The 15,080-nt window shown below is 68.0% G+C and carries 13 protein-coding genes; 5 read left to right on the plus strand and 8 right to left on the minus strand.

Annotated features, from left to right (window positions below):
• Positions 1-8: 8 nt before the first annotated feature.
• From DA1_RS13460 to DA1_RS13495, 8 genes are all read right to left on the minus strand, one after another.
• On the minus strand, positions 9-1,433 hold the full coding sequence (locus tag DA1_RS13460) for a sensor histidine kinase (protein ID WP_034394160.1): 1,425 nt from the start codon (positions 1,431-1,433) through the stop codon (positions 9-11).
• Between the two features lie 2 nt (positions 1,434-1,435).
• Positions 1,436-2,113: a response regulator gene (locus DA1_RS13465; protein ID WP_013802240.1), complete on the minus strand. Its 678-nt coding sequence runs from the start codon at positions 2,111-2,113 to the stop codon at positions 1,436-1,438.
• A gap of 370 nt (positions 2,114-2,483) precedes the next feature.
• Positions 2,484-3,959, minus strand: coding sequence for a TolC family outer membrane protein (locus DA1_RS13470; RefSeq protein WP_034394157.1), 1,476 nt, complete (start codon positions 3,957-3,959; stop codon positions 2,484-2,486).
• Positions 3,960-4,049: 90 nt separating this feature from the next.
• Positions 4,050-4,397 carry a rhodanese-like domain-containing protein gene (locus DA1_RS13475; protein ID WP_016447089.1) on the minus strand — a complete coding sequence of 116 codons (348 nt, stop codon included), beginning with the start codon at positions 4,395-4,397 and terminating at the stop codon, positions 4,050-4,052.
• A 77-nt stretch (positions 4,398-4,474) separates the two neighbouring features.
• Positions 4,475-5,185: a protein-L-isoaspartate O-methyltransferase family protein gene (locus DA1_RS13480; protein ID WP_034394154.1), complete on the minus strand. Its 711-nt coding sequence runs from the start codon at positions 5,183-5,185 to the stop codon at positions 4,475-4,477.
• A gap of 43 nt (positions 5,186-5,228) precedes the next feature.
• Positions 5,229-8,456, minus strand: coding sequence for an efflux RND transporter permease subunit (locus DA1_RS13485; RefSeq protein ID WP_034394152.1), 3,228 nt, complete (start codon positions 8,454-8,456; stop codon positions 5,229-5,231).
• 2 nt (positions 8,457-8,458) lie between these two features.
• A complete protein-coding gene (locus DA1_RS13490) occupies positions 8,459-9,700 on the minus strand; it encodes an efflux RND transporter periplasmic adaptor subunit (RefSeq protein WP_034394150.1) in 1,242 nt (413 codons plus the stop codon).
• The gene (locus DA1_RS13495; protein WP_013802244.1) at positions 9,697-10,395 is read right to left on the minus strand and encodes a TetR/AcrR family transcriptional regulator; all 699 of its coding nucleotides are present in this window, start codon (positions 10,393-10,395) and stop codon (positions 9,697-9,699) included. Before DA1_RS13495 ends, DA1_RS13490 begins: the two co-directional genes overlap by 4 nt.
• 146 nt (positions 10,396-10,541) lie before the next feature.
• Here DA1_RS13495 and msrA point away from each other — a divergent pair, with 146 nt between their 5' ends.
• The 5 genes from msrA to DA1_RS13520 all read left to right on the plus strand — a co-directional run bounded on the left by msrA (position 10,542) and on the right by DA1_RS13520 (position 15,078).
• Positions 10,542-11,078: a peptide-methionine (S)-S-oxide reductase MsrA gene (gene msrA, locus DA1_RS13500; protein ID WP_034394147.1), complete on the plus strand. Its 537-nt coding sequence runs from the start codon at positions 10,542-10,544 to the stop codon at positions 11,076-11,078.
• Positions 11,079-11,192: 114 nt separating this feature from the next.
• Positions 11,193-11,690, plus strand: coding sequence for a Fur family transcriptional regulator (locus DA1_RS13505; protein WP_230590859.1), 498 nt, complete (start codon positions 11,193-11,195; stop codon positions 11,688-11,690).
• 51 nt (positions 11,691-11,741) lie between these two features.
• Positions 11,742-12,062: a hypothetical protein gene (locus tag DA1_RS13510; protein WP_034394141.1), complete on the plus strand. Its 321-nt coding sequence runs from the start codon at positions 11,742-11,744 to the stop codon at positions 12,060-12,062.
• Positions 12,063-12,184: 122 nt separating this feature from the next.
• A complete protein-coding gene (locus DA1_RS13515) occupies positions 12,185-12,640 on the plus strand; it encodes a hypothetical protein (RefSeq protein ID WP_034394138.1) in 456 nt (151 codons plus the stop codon).
• A 239-nt stretch (positions 12,641-12,879) separates the two neighbouring features.
• On the plus strand, positions 12,880-15,078 hold the full coding sequence (locus tag DA1_RS13520; protein ID WP_034394135.1) for a TonB-dependent receptor domain-containing protein: 2,199 nt from the start codon (positions 12,880-12,882) through the stop codon (positions 15,076-15,078).
• Positions 15,079-15,080 lie beyond the last annotated feature (2 nt).

A 15,080-nucleotide genomic window follows, 5' to 3' on the forward strand; every position in this document is an offset into this window, starting at 1 on the left:
AGGCCGGATCAGCCGGCGTCCTGCAGCACGGGCAGGCTCACACTCGCCAGCAGCCCTCCATCCTCCGCACTGAGCAGCTCGATGCTGCCGCCGTGCCGCTCGGTCACGGTCCTGGCGATGGCCAGGCCCAGGCCGCTGCCGCTCTGGCTCTGGTCGGGCACGCGGAAGAAGCGGTCGAAGACACGCTGGCGCCAGGCCTCGGCAATGCCAGGGCCACGGTCGCGCACCTGGAGCACGGCCTGGTCGCCCTGGCGCTGCAGGCGCACGCTGATGGTGGCGTGCGCGGGGCTGTATTTGATGGCGTTGTCCACGAGGTTGTCGATCAGCGAGACCAGGCCTTCGCGTTCGCCCATCACGCTCAGTGGCTCGCTGGCTTCCAGGGCCAGTTCCACCGGGCGGCGGCGGGCCAGGGCGTCGAGTGCGGCGAGCCGGTCTTCCAGCAGCAGGTCCAGGCGCAGCGGCTGCATGGCCATGCCGGGCGCTTCGGTCTCGCTGCGCATGAGCTGCAGCAGCTGGGCCACCATGCGGCTGGCGCGCTGGTTGCTGCGCAGCAGGCTGTCCATGAGTTCCTGCTGGCGCGGTTCGCTGCCAAGGCGCAGCAGGGCCTCGACATTGACGTGCATGGCGGCCAGCGGCGTGCGCAGTTCGTGGGCTGCATCGGCGATGAGGTTGCGCTCGCGCTCGCTGCTGGAGCGCACGCGGGCCAGCAGGGCGTTGATGTCCTGCACCAGCGGCCGCAGCTCGGCGTGTGGCGGCGCATAGGTGAGCGCGCTGAGGTCGTCGGGGCCGCGTGTGGCCAGCTCGTCGCCCACGCGGCGCAGCGGGCGCAGTGCCGCGCGTACCGACCACCAGGCCGGAAAGGCCAGGAAGGGCAGGCTGATCAGCAGCGGTAGCAGGTAGTAGCTGCGGGTGTTGAGGGTGATCAGCAGTTCCTTGAAGGACGGCAGCATCAGCGTGACTTCGGTCTGGCCCGAGGCCGAGCGCAGCGTGCTCATGCGCCAGGTCTGCCCTTCGAAATCTATGTCCTCGACCGTGTCCAGCACGCGGTTGCGCAGGGTGGGTGCCGGCGTGGGCGAGCGGTACAGGAGCTGGCCGCGCTGCCAGACCAGCAGCGTGGGCGTGAAGCGGATGTCGTCGTCTCCGTCGCCGTACTCATGGCGCAGGGCCGTGTCCAGCGCGGCCAGGCTGTGCTGCTGGCGGTCCGGAAGGTCGGCCAGGTCCTCGGCCACAGCCATGACAAGTTCGTAGACAGGCTTGCTGACCAGCAATTCATTGTGGAAGTGGGCCATGTAGATGGCTGCCACCAGCAACGCGGTCCAGATCGCGGTGAGCACGCCCATCTGGGCCAGCAGCATCCGCCGGCCCAGTGTGGGCCGCAGCCAGCGGCGCCATCTCGGGCTGGCCTGTTGCCCCTGCAGGGTGTGCGATGTCATGGTCAGGACAAGGGTGCCATCGGCTGCGAGTCGATGACATAGCCAATGCCGCGCACCGTGCGTATGAAGCCCGGCCCGATCTTGCGGCGCAGGTTGGAGACATGCACTTCCAGGGCATTGCTGCCGTTGGCGCTGCCGCCCGGGATGACTTCCTCCTCGATGCCACTGCGCGTGACCACGCGGTCCATGCGCCGCAGCAGCAGGGCCAGCAGGTCGAATTCGCAGCGGGACAGCTCGACGTTCTGGCCTGCAACGCTGACACGGCGCGTGGGCTCGTGCAGCGACAGGCCGCGCAGATGCAGCGTTCCGTCGCCCTGCCCATAGCTGCGGCGTGCCAGGGCGCGCACGCGCGACACCAATTCGGCCAGGGCAAAGGGCTTGACCAGATAGTCATCGGCGCCGCTGTCCAGGCCGTGCAGCCGGTCGTGCAGGCTGTCGCGTGCGCTCAGGATCAGCACGGGCAGGCGGCGCCATTCGCGGCGCAGGCGCGTGAGCAGGCTGATGCCGTCGCCATCGGGCAGGCCCAGGTCCAGCAGCACCATCTCGAAGCTTTGCTGCTCCAGCGTGCGCAGCGCATCGGACAGGCGGCGCACCCAGACCACGTCCATGGCGTGATCGCCCAATGCGATGCGCACGCCATTGCCCAGATCCAGATCGTCCTCCACCAGCAGCAGTCTCATCGTGTGTTTCCTGTGCCGCTCCCATGCCGCGGACCGGCGCCTGCGGGAGGGCTGCCGCGAGTATCGGTCAAGGCGGGGCTCAGGCGCTTCAGCATCCCTTCAGGAAAGCCGGGGCAGGTCTTCAGGCTGGTTTGCCACAGTGGCCCGCTCGACAACTCCCACGAAGGCAAGGCGCGCATGCCAAGACTCTCCCGCTGTTCCTTGCTGAGCCGTCTGGCGGTGCTGTGCGCGCTGGCTGCCTGGATTCTGGTCGTGGCGGGTTTGCGTGCCTCGGCTTTGCCAGAGCACAGGGCTGCGGCGCCAGGCGCGCGGCCCGCGGCGGCCGGGCATCAGCCCGGGGCACTGCCGGCCGTGCGGGCGCTTCAGGGATTCAAGGGGCTGGCGCGCGGAGCGTCAGCGCATCGATGGCGCGCAGGTCGTCGTCGCTGAGCGTGCCGGCGGCCTGGCGCAGCTTGAGCTGGCCCAGCAGCACCTGGTAGCGCGCCAGGGCCAGGTCGCGCTGGGTCTGGTAGAGCTGGCTCTGTGCGTTGAGCACATCGATGTTGATGCGCACGCCGACCTCGTAGCCGAGCTTGTTGGCGTCCAGCGCGCTTTGGCTGGACGCCAGCGCGGCCTCCAGCGCCTTGACCTGTGCCTGGCCCGACTGCACGCCGAAGAAGGCCGTGCGCGTGCTCTGCTCCACGTTGCGCTGGGCGTCGTCGAGCTGTGCGCGCGCCTTGTCTTCCAGCGCCAGGGTTTCCTTGATGCGGTTTTGCACGGCAAAGCCGGCGAACAGGGGCAGGTTCATGACCACGCCCACGCTGGCGGCATTGGTGCGGTAGCTGGTGCCGATCTGCGGTGTGACCGAGCCGTTGGGATAGCGGTTGACCACGTAGCCGGCCTGCAGGTCCACGGTAGGCTTGTGGCCGGCCTCGGCTTTCTTCGTTTCCAGCTGGGCGATGTCCAGCGCCAGGCGGGCCTGGCGCAGCTGGGGCTGGCCTTGCAGTGCGGTGTCCACCCAGGCCTGGGCGTCGGAGGGCATCAGGGCCGGCAACTGCAGCGGCTGAGCCAGGGGGCGGGGCACGGTGCCCACGGCGCCAACGATCTGGTCCAGCACCAGGCGCTTGACACGCAGATCGTTCTCGGCGGCGATTTCCTGCGCGCCGGCCAGGTCGAACCGGGCCTGGGCTTCGCGCGAGTCGGTGATGGTGGCCGTGCCGACCTCGAAGTTGCGCTTGGCAAATTCCAGCTGCTGTGCAATGGCGGCCTTCTGTGCCTTGACCACGGCCAGGCTGTCCTGGGCGCCGAGGACATCGAAGTAGGCCTGGGCCACGCGCACCAGCAGGTTCTGCTCGCCGCTGTCCAACTGGGCGCGCGCCACGTCCACGCCGCGCTGGCCCTGGTCGTAGGCGATCTTGTTGGCCGGGCGGTACAGCGGCTGCTGGGCGCTGAGCTGCAGGTTCTGCTGGGGCGAGCGAAAGCTCCCCGGCAGCACGCTGACTTCCACATGCGAGGTGTTGGCACCGGCCTGCAGACCCACGCTGGGCAACAGGCCCGAGCGTGCCTGCTCGGCGCGGCTGGCGGCGGCCTGGGCGTCGGCCTGCTGGGCCTGCCACTGGGCGTCGTAGCCGCGGGCCTTGGCCACCAGTTCGGACAGGTTCTGGCCCGTGGCCGCTGAGGCTGTCAGAGAGGGCAGGGCAGACTGCGGAGCCGCAGGGGCGGGCGCAAGGACGGCTGGGGCAGGAGCCTGTGCCAGGGCCGAGCCCATGCCGGCCGCGCACAGCAGCAAGGCCATGTGGCGCAGGGGCCAGGCGTATGGGCGGGTCAGGGCGGAAGCGACAGGGGCAAGGGGCCGAAGCAGGGGCATAGAGGTCCTCGAATCAAAACACAGTCGTCACGAAGCACCGGGGACGGCTGGTGTACCGCCGTGTCCCGGGTTTCTTTTGCGTGTTGCCGCTCAGTAGCGCGGCACGCCTGGGTCGCGCTCGCGCGACCAGGCATCGATGCCTCCGCTGATATTGGCCACGGTCTCGAAGCCGTTGTTCATCAGGAAGGCAGCGACATGCATGCTGCGTGCGCCGTGATGGCACAGGCAGGCTGTGGGGTGATCCGGATCGAGCTCCTGCAGGCGCGAGGGAATCTCGCCCATGGGGATGCAGCGCAGCTCGAAGCCCTCGGGGCGTACGCTGGCCTGGGCCACTTCCCAGGGCTCGCGCACGTCCAGCACCAGGGGCAGGGCATCGGAGCCGCTGGAGTGCTGGGTCAGCCAATCGTTGAGTTGCGCGGGAGGCACTTGGGGAAGCATCGGAAAGATCCTTGCGGAATGGAGTGGAGTTGCCGCAGCGGCCGAAATCCTCTGGACCCCGGCCGCCGTGGCGGATTTCAGAACGTGAAGCGCGAAGGCTCTTCGAAGTTGGCCAGGCGTGCGGTCACCACGTCCCAGGGCTGGCTGGTTTCGAACTGGTGGCCGTTCTTTTGCACCAGCGTGAAACGCATCATGGGCAGTTGGCCGACGATGGCTGCCAGGCGGCCGCCATCGTTGAGCTGGGCCAGCAGGGACTGGGGCACCTGGGCGACCGAGCCGCTGAGCACGATGGCGTCGAACTGGCCCAGAGCGGCCGCTGCCGTGGCGCCATCGGCCAGCTTGACCTCGGCATTGGTGATGCCGGCGCCCAGCAGGTTCTCGCGGGCCATCTCGGCCAGCTCGGGGACGATTTCCAGTGTCACGACTTCCTTGGCCTGGGCGGCCAGCAGGGCGGCCATGTAGCCCGAGCCGGCGCCGATTTCCAGCACGCGGTCGGTGGGCTTGATCTTCAGGTCCTGCAGCATGCGGGACTCGATGCGCGGGGCCAGCATGCACCAGCCCTTGGCGGCGGCTTCCTCGGTCGGGGCGACCAGGGGGATTTCCAGGTCCATGAAGGCCAGGCCGGCATGCTCGGGCGGCACGAAATTCTCGCGGTGCACCTTGCCCAGCAGCGCCAGCACTTCTTCATCAAGCACGTTCCAGGGGCGGATCTGTTGCTCGATCATGTTGTAGCGCGCGTGCGCTTGGGCGCTGTGGTGTTCGGGCAGGCTGTTCAGGGGCAGGCTCATGGGGTATCTCCGGAGAAAGACTTGTCAGGACAAACCTTTGATTCTACGAGTCTCGCGGCGGGGTGGGCGCGCTGGCGGCGCCTTGGCCGGGTGCCGCGTCGTGCCGGTTGCCGTTCCACAGGCGCCGCAGCCACTGGGAGAAGTCGTCAAGGTAGCAATAGACCACGGGCACGACCACCAGGGTCAGCAGCGACGAGGTGACCACGCCGCCGATCACCGACTGGCCCATGGGCGCGCGCTGCTCGGAGCCTTCGCTGAGTGCGAAGGCCAGCGGCACCATGCCGAAGATCATGGCCAGCGTGGTCATCAGAATGGGGCGCAGCCGCACGCGCGCCGCCAGCAGCAGGGCCTGCTCGCGCGGCAGGCCGTCGCGGATCTGGCCGGTGTCCGGGTCGCTGTGCGGGCCGCGCGCACGGATGGCGAAGTCCACCAGCAAGATCGCGTTCTTGGTGACCAGTCCCATGAGCATGACCACGCCGATGATGGAGAACATGGACAGGGCCGAGCCGAACATCATCAGCGCCAGCACCACGCCGATCAGCGTCAGCGGCAGCGAGGTCATCAGCGCCAGCGGCTGCAGGAAGCTCTTGAACTGGCTGGCCAGGATCATGTAGATGAAGATGATGGCCAGCGCCAGGGCAGACACCGCATAGCCGAACGATTCGTTCATGCTCTTGGTGGCGCCGCTGAACTGTGTGCGGTAGCCGGGCGGCAGGGCGATGTCGGCCAGGGCATTGCGGATGTCGGCCGAGACCTCGCCGCTGGAGCGCAGGTAGACGTTGCCGCTGAAGGCGACCTCGCGCGTCATGTCGCGGCGGTTGATCTGGCTGGGGCCGGTGGCGGGCGTGACGGTGGCCACCTGGTTCAGCCGCACGATGCGCATGCCGCCGTCGCCCGAGGTGGAGGGCAGGGCGAAGGGCAGGCGCTCCAGGTCCTGGGGCGTGCTGCGCGACTCGGGCGCCAGGCGCACCTTGACGTCATAGGTCTGGTCGTCGCTGGCGCGCCAGTTGCCCACGGTCTGGCCCGCCACCCAGGTGCGCAGAGCGGCGGCCATGGAGCCTACCGACAGGCCCAGGTCGGCGGCCGCATCGCGCCGCACGGTGATGTCGATCACGGGCTTGTCGGGCTTGAGGCTGCTGTCCAGGTCCACCAGTCCGGGAATGCCGCGCAGGCGTTCCATCACCACGCGGTTCAGGCGCTCCAGCTCACCCAGGTCCGGGCCCTGCAGCGAGAATTCGACCTGTTTTTGCCCGCCCACGGGTTCGCGCTGGCCCACATGGGTGACGGTGATGCCGGGCACGCTTTGCAGCTGCTCGCGCAGCACGCCCGAGAGTTCATCGCCGCTGCGCTGGCGCAGGTGGCGGTCCAGCAAGCGGATGTAGATGCTGGCGTATATCTTGCCCTGGGCCGTGCCGGTGTTGATGGTGGCCAGCGTGTAGCGGACCTCGGGCAGGGCGCGGATGATGGCATCGACCTGGCGGGCCTTGGCCTCCGTGGCCTCGATGGACGAGCCCACGGGCGTGTTGAAGCTCACCGTGGTTTCCGAGAAATCGGCCTTGGGCACGAATTCCGTGCCCAGCAGCGGCACCAGGAAGATGCTGGCCACGAAGATGGCCAGCGCCGCCGCCAGCGTGGTGATCTTGTGGCGCAGCGCCCAGCCCAGCACGTCCTGGTAGAAGTGGGACAGCGATTCGGTGGCGCGCTCGAACCAGGCCGTGACCCGGCCCAGCGTGCGGTCGTAGAGGCTGTTGCCGCGCTTGTCGCCATGGGCGTGGATGGTCGGGTCATGCCAGACGCTGGAGAGCATGGGGTCCAGCGTGAAGCTCACGAACATGGAGATCATCACGGCCGCCACGATGGTGATGCCGAATTCGTGGAAGAACTTGCCGATGATGCCGCCCATGAAGCCGATGGGCAGGAACACCGCCACGATGGACAGCGTGGTGGCCAGCACGGCCAGGCCGATCTCCTGCGTGCCGTCCAGCGCGGCCGCATGCGCGTCCTTGCCCATCTGCACGTGGCGCACGATGTTCTCGCGCACCACGATGGCGTCGTCGATCAGCAGGCCCACGCACAGCGATAGCGCCATCAGCGTGATCATGTTGATCGAGAAGCCGAACCAGTACATGAACAAAAAGGTGCCGATCAGCGCAATGGGCAGCGTCAGCCCCGTGATCACCGTGGAGCGCCAGGAGTTCAGGAACAGGAAGACGATGAGCACCGTCAGTGCCGCGCCCTCGATCAGCGTCTGGCGCACGTTGTTGACGGCCACGCGGATGGGGCGGGCGCTGTCGGCAATCGACTCCAGCCGCACGCCGGCCGGCACTTCGGCGGCGATCTCGCGCAGCGTGGCGTTCAGGCCGTCCACGACTTCGATGGTGTTCTCGTCCTGGGCCTTCTGCACGGACAGCAGCAGGGTGCGGCTGCTGTTGTACAGGGCCACGGTTTCCAGTTCGCCCGCGCCGTCCTGCACGCGCGCCAGCTGGCCCAGCCGCACGGGAGCGCCGCCGCGCTGGGCGACGATGATGCGCTCGAAGTCCTGGGGGCGCTTCATGCGTGCGTCGATCTGCACCACGCGCTCCTGCTCGCGCGAGCGGATGGCCCCCAGCGGCAGGTCCTGGTTCTCGCTGCGCACGGCGTTCACGATCTGGTCGGGCGTGATGGCATAGGCTTCCAGCGCCTCGGGCTGCAGGTAGATGTTGATCTCGCGCGGCGTGGCGCCCACCAGGTTGACGGCGCCCACGCCGCGCACGTTCTCCAGCCGCTTCTTGAGGACCTGGTCGGCCCAGCTGGTCAGGGCGACGGCATCGGGCGCCTTGGCGCCGGCATCGGCCTGGGGCAGCACGGCCACGGACCAGATGGGCGAGCTGGCCGGATCGAAGCGCAGCACGCGTGGCTCCTTGACCTCGTCGCGCAGGGTGGGGCGCACCGAGGCCACCTTCTCGCGCACGTCTTCGGCAGCGCGGCGGCCATCGACATGCAATTGGAATTCGATGATGACGACGCTGGTGCTCTCATAGCTGCGCGAGGTCAGCGCGTTGATGCCGGCAATGGAGTTGACGCCTTCCTCGATCTTCTTGGTGACCTCGGACTCCACGATCTCGGGCGAGGCGCCCGGATAGTCCACCGTGACCACGACCACGGGGAAGTCCACATTCGGGAACTGGTCCACCTTGAGTCGCTGGTAGGAAAACACACCCAGCACCATGAGGGCCAGCATGAGCATGGTGGCGAACACAGGGTTGGCCAGGCTGACGCGCGTGAACCACATGGTCAGCGGGCTCCGGGGGCTGGCGCAGCCTGGGGTTGCTGCACCTGTTGCAATGGTTGCAACTGCACGGCCGTGCCCGCGCGCAGGCCGCCCACGCTGCCGGCCAGCACCCTGTCACCGGCCTGCAGGCCGGTGGATACGGCGATCCAGGTGGCGCCATCCTGCGCGCTCTGGCTGCCCAGCGTGACCGGGCGGTGCTGCACGCGCAGCAGGGTCTTGTCCGCTTCGGACTCGCCCGCAGGCTGCAGCAACTGCACATAGGGCTGGGGCTGGTCGGTGCGCACGGCGGTCAGGGGCACGGCCAGCTGTTCGGTCTGCCCCGTGACAATGCTGCCCTGCAGGTACAGGCCCGGGCGCACGATGGGGATGGATCTGACGGCGGCGCCTGCGTTGACCGGTGCAGCCTGTACACGCAGATAGACGGCCACGCTGCGCGAACCTGCCTGGGCGCTGGGGTTGATTCGCACCACGCGCGCGGGCACGGAGGCCACATCGTCGCCCGCGCCCTGGACCTGCAACAGGGCCTGCTGGCCGACCTGCACACGCACCGAATCGGCGGGCGCCAACTGGGCCACGACTTCGAGGTCGGACGTATCGACGATCTCCAGCACCCGCGTTTCCACGCCCACGCGCTCGCCGTCCTGCACCAGGCGCTGTGAAACCTGGCCGTCCATGGGACTGCGCAGCACGCTGTCGGTCACGCTCTTGCGGGCCACATCGGCGGCGGCCTGGGCGGCGGCCAGGTTGGCGCGTGCGGCGTCGAGGTTGGATTGGGAGGTGGCCAGCGCCGTGGTCGAGATGAAGCCCTGGGTGACCAGGGCCTGGTTGTTGTCGTGCTGGCGCTGGGCCAGCTGCAGCTGCGCCTGGGCCGCATCGGCCTGCTGGCGGGTCTGGCGCCAGCGGGCCTCGACCTCGGTGGCGTCCACGCGGGCCAGTTCCTGGCCCTTGCGCACGCTGTCGCCCTCGCGCACCTGAAGGCCGCGCAGCTCGCCGGCCACATAGGCCTTGACCACGGCGCTGCGCACGGCCTGCACCACGCCGCTGACGGGCACGGTCAATTGCAGCTGGCGCGGCTGCAGCTGCACCACTTCCTGCGGACCCACACGCACCGGCATCTCGCGCGGCTGGGTGGCCGCGGCGATGGCGCTTTGCTTGCTGTGCCGGGTGGATGCGGCGCGCCATACGCTGGCGCCGATGGCGATCAATAAGGCCAGGCCGATCAGCCAGCCGGTGCGACGCTTCATGGTGTGGGCGGGGAGGAGGGGGGTGTGGTGGCTGCAAGGGGCTGGCACATGCCATGCAGCAGGTAGTCGATCTGGGATTCCAGAAACTGCTCGGGATCGAAGTCGCCATGGGGCAGGCAGCCGCCCAGCGAATGCTTCCAGATCATCAGAAACATCATCGGGGCGACCACGCAGTGCACGGACAGGTCCAGATCCATGGGCCGGAACTCGCCGCGCTCGACGCCGCGCTGCAGGATGCGCCGGATCAGCTCATGGCCTGGAAGAACCACTTCCTGGTGGTAGAACTGAGACAGCTCGGGAAAATTGCCCGCCTCGCTGAGCATAAGCTTGGTGATGCCCGACGCCTTGGTGCTGCCGATGCGTTCCCACCAGGACTTGAAGCAGTAGCGCAGCAGATCGGTTGAAGGTGCGCAGTAGTTGTCGAGCTCTTCGCTCCACTCGCCGAAGCGGCCCGCGATGCTGTGGCGCACCACGGCCTTGAAAAGCTCCTGCTTGCTCGCGAAATAGAGGAACAGCGTGCCCTTGGAGACCCCGGCGCGGGCGGCGACTTCTTCGACGCGGGTGGCGGCGTAGCCCTTTTCCACGAAGAGGTCGAGTGCCGCTTCCAGCAACTCGCCGGGACGCTCCTGCTTGCGGCGGCTGCGCTTTCCGGAAGGCTCGGCGGGGGCGGGTGAAGAGGCGGGGGAGTCGGTCACGGAAAATTAATGACTGATGGGTTAGTTATCGTAACCGCAGAACCGTTCGTCGTCACCTGGCTTGTGCATGGGCTAACCTGTAGGAGCGACGGCCCGCATGCATTGCGTGTGGTCATTTTTTCGATTTCTTCACAGAAAAGGCGCATATGGCGACTGAAACCATTTATCTGGGCGGCGGCTGTTTCTGGTGCACCGAAGCCGTTTTCGACCGCGTGCGCGGCGTGAGCGACGTGCAAAGCGGCTACGCCAATGGCGATCTGGACGATCCCAGCTACGAGGACATCTGCACCGGCGAGACCGGCCATTCCGAGGTCATCCGCGTGCAGTTCGATCCAGCCGTGATCCCGCTGCGCGACCTGCTCACCGTGTTCTTCGGCACGCACGACCCGACCACGCTCAACCGCCAGGGCAATGATGTGGGCACGCAGTACCGCAGCGGCATCTACACCACGAATGAGCAACAGGCCGAAGTGGCGCGCACGCTGATCTCCGAACTCACGCAGGCCGGCGCCTACGACGCGCCCATCGTCACCGAGGTGCAGCCCCTGGCGAGCTACTGGCCGGCAGAGGACTATCACCAGGACTACTTCCTCAACCATCCCAACCAGGGCTACTGCGCCTTTGTGGTGGGGCCCAAGGTGCAGAAGTTCCGGGGCGCCTTTGCACGCTGGGTCAAGCCGTGAGCGGGTGGCGGCGCGTGATGTAAGCGGTTGTGATTCGCGGGCATAATGCAACCCGGTTGCGATAATGCCGCCTGGCTGCCCTGCCGTGTTCAGCGGCCTGACCTTTGATCACTCATGTCCTTGCCGATCCCCACTTCCCTGCCCATACCTGCCGGCATGCGTTCGACGCGTGCCACGCGGGCCGTGCTGGCGATGTGGGAGTCGCGGGCCGACGCACTCCTGAGCGAAGCCGATGTGGAAGCGGCCCTGCACGCCCAGGGCGTGCAGGTCAACCGCGTCACCGTCTACCGGCTGCTGGACCGCCTGGCGGCAGCCGGTGTGTTGCGCCGCAGCGTGGATGCTGCCCGCGTGGCCCGCTACAGCCGGTCCGTGCCGGGCGCGGCCAGGCAGGCCGATGCCGCTGCGCATTTCGAATGCGCGGATTGCCACAGCGCTTTTCGGCTGGGCGGCGAGGGAGGTGGGGGCGGCGAGCCGCTGCAGGCCGCTTTGCTGCAGCTGCGCCAGGCGCTGGCCGCCAGCGGCCTGCAGGGCCGGGCCATCGATGTGGCAGTGACAGGGCTGTGCCAGGACTGCAGCAGTGCAGGGCCATCCCGAAATGCCCCGTCTGCCTGAGGTGATCGCCTTAGCCCCTTTCTTCTCTTGCATAGCTCTTCAGGATTTCGCATGACCCTTGCACCGTTGCGCCCCGTTTCCTTGATCCTGGCCGCTGTCTTCCTGGCCGCAGCAGCCCAGGCACATGACCACGACCACGACCACGACCACGCGAAAGCCCAGCCGGACGCCAAGGCACAGGGCGCCTCGGCGTCGCTCGATGCCCATGCCCGGGCCGACATGGAACGCCATCGCGCCATGGCCAAGGCCCACGAAGCCGCCGCGCAGTGCCTGGCTGCTGGCCGCGATCACGAACAATGCCAAAAGCAACTGCAGGCCGATTGCAAGGGCCTTGCGCTGGGCAAGTTCTGCGGCATGCGCCATGCGCATTGAGTGCGGTCCTGCCCGCCGTGTGGCGCCGTGAGCAATCGCCTGTCTTTGTGACGGGATGGTGAAGCCTGCCCCGCAAATTGGCGCATACACTCTGCGCTGCCCATCCAGCCCCTGATCCCTCCATGCCCTTGCAACGCCCGGAACGTCACTTGCCAGCGCAGGCCTCAAGGCTTGCGTTGCGCGGCGCTGTGCCGGGTCGGGCCTGGCTGGTGGCCTGGCTGCTGGTCTGGTCCATTGCCCTGGCGCCGTTGCTGGGCCAGATGCACCGCGTGGTACACGCGGGCGGCCTGGCCGCAGCCACGCTCCATGGCCCGGTGGAGGTGGTTGCCACTTCCTGCAATGCATCTGTCGATTGGGTCCATGCGCTGTTCTCGGGCCACGGCCCGGCGGATTGCCAACTGCTGGACCAGTTGCACGAAGGCATGGCGGGGCCGCCATCCGCCGTGGCTTTGCCGCTTTTCTGGGGCGAGCAGGCCGAACCCGTCCAGCCGGTCGTCGTGCGCGATGGCCGCATGCTGGCGGCCTTTTTCGATGCGCGGGGCCCCCCGCATCCCATCACTGTCTACCTGGCGGCTTGAATCTCCGGGACTGGCGCTGCATGCGCCCGCCCTGCACAGTCGTTTGGCCGCGCCTTGCTGCATTGATCGCAACAAGGCGCCGCGCCCAGGTCCGGCAGTTCCTTGAATGCATATCCGATCGGATGGCCGCATGCGCCTGCAGGGCGCGCCGTGGCCGTCCGCTTCCGACGCCATTTTTTGCAGCGCCCGGATTTCCACGCCCGTAGGGCCGTGGCCGGCCGCTGCCGGGAAGACCAGTGATGAGAGTGACAACAAAGCAATACCACCAGGACGCCAAGGCGCAGGGGGAGAGGACGAAACTGCGCCCGCTGCTGCAGCAACTGCTGCTGGCAGGCGTGCTGGGCCCGGCGACGGGCGGCCTGGCCATGGCGGCAGAGCCTGCCGACCCCGTACCCGCAGCAGGACCCGCAGCCGCAGCTACCGCCGAGACGGGCGTGCCGCGCAGTGATGCCCCCGTGCTCAATGAGGTGACGGTCAAGGCCAGCGGCCTGGGCCTGACCTCGGCCGACATGTCCACGCCGGCCACGGTGCTGGAAGGCGACGTGCTCACGCTGCGCCAGGCCGCCACGCTGGGCGAGACGCTGGACGGCGAGCCCGGCATCCATGCCAGCCATTTCGGCGCAGGCGCAAGCCGGCCCATCATCCGCGGCATGGACGGCCCGCGCGTGCAAATCCTCAGCGATGGTTCCGAGCTGCACGATGCCTCCACCATCAGCCCTGACCATGCCGTGGCCAGCGAGCCCATGCTGGCCACGCAGATCGAAGTGCTGCGCGGCCCCTCGGCGCTGATCTACGGCGGCGGTGGCGCCATGGGCGGCGTGGTCAACATCCTGGACGACAAGATTCCCACGTCCATTCCCAAGAACGGCATCACGGGCTCGGCCCAGCTGCGCGGCAGCACCGGCGCGGGCGAGACGGCGGGCGCTTTCTCGCTGACGGGCGGCGCCGGCCAGCTGGCCATCCACGCCGAGGGCATGGCGCGCGATGCCGGCGACTACCGCGTGGGCAGCGGCTGGGCGCCCAACGGCCGGTCCCAGGGGCGCGTGGGCGGCAGCTTCAACCGCACGGACACGGGCAGCCTGGGCCTGTCCTGGATCGGCACGCAAGGCTACCTGGGCCTGGCCTACACGCGCCAGACCGCGCGCTATGGCCTGCCAGGCCACAACCACAGCTTCGAGGGCTGCCACACCCATGGCGACCATCTGCACTGCGGCGGCCATGACCACGGCGACGAGGACGGACATGACCATGGCGGCGACGAACACGATCACGACCATGGCAGCGTGCCGGTGGTCGATCTCAACAGCGAGCGCTGGGATCTGCGCGGCGAATGGCGCAATCCGACGGCTGGCATCGCGGCGCTGCGCGTGCGCGGTGGCTGGACCGACTATCGCCATGACGAGATCGAAGGCGGCCAGGTCTCGACCACGTTCAAGAACCGCGCCCATGACCTGCGCGTGGAGGCAGAGCTGGAGCCCATCGCCGGCTGGCGCGGCGTCATCGGCCTGCAGACCGTGCAGCGCAAATTCAGTGCCGAGGGTGAGGAGGCCTATGTGCAGCCCACCGAAACCCGCCGCAACAGCATCTACCTGCTGGAGGAATACCGCTGGCAGGACTGGCGCTGGCAGGCTGCGCTGCGCCACGAGCGCCAGACCGTGGACGCCCAGCAAAGCGGCATCTCGCGCAGCCACAGCGGCACATCGTTCTCGCTGGGCTCGGTGTGGAAGTTCACCCCGGGCTACAGCCTCTCGGCTTCGCTGACGCAGGGCAACCGCCTGCCCACGGCCGAGGAGCTGTACGCCAACGGCCTGCACATGGCGACTTCCACCTATGAGCGCGGCAATGCCGACCTCAAGCGTGAACGCTCGCAGGCGCTGGACATCGGCCTGCGCAAGACGGCGGGCGACACCACGTTCAGCGTCAATGCCTTCCACCATCGCGTCAAGGGCTACATCTACGGCGCCACGCTGGATGAGCACGATGGCCTGCAACTGCTGCAGTACACCCAGGCCGATGCGCGCTTCACCGGCGTGGAGGGCCAGGTGCGCCAGAAGCTGTCGCGCCAGTGGGGCGTGACCCTGTTCGGTGACGCCGTGCGTGCGCGGCTGGAAGACGGCTCCGCCTTGCCGCGCATCCCCGCTGCGCGCGTGGGCCTGCGCGTGGACACCTTCTACAAGGGCTGGGATGCCCAGGCCGAATGGGTGCAGGTGCTGCGCCAGAACCGCGTCACCGCCTATGAGACCGAGACGGACGGCTACGGCATGCTCAACGTCTCTGCCAGCTACACGCTGCGCACCTCGGGTGGCATGCCCTGGCATTTCTTCATCAAGGGCAACAACCTGACCAACCGCCTGGCCTTCGCCCACACCTCGTTCATCAAGAACGCTGCGCCGCTGATGGGGCGCAATATCACGGTGGGCGTCAAGGTGTCGTTCTAAGG

The sequence above is a fragment of the Delftia acidovorans NBRC 14950 genome, assembly GCF_001598795.1.
Taxonomy (GTDB): domain Bacteria; phylum Pseudomonadota; class Gammaproteobacteria; order Burkholderiales; family Burkholderiaceae_C; genus Comamonas; species Comamonas acidovorans.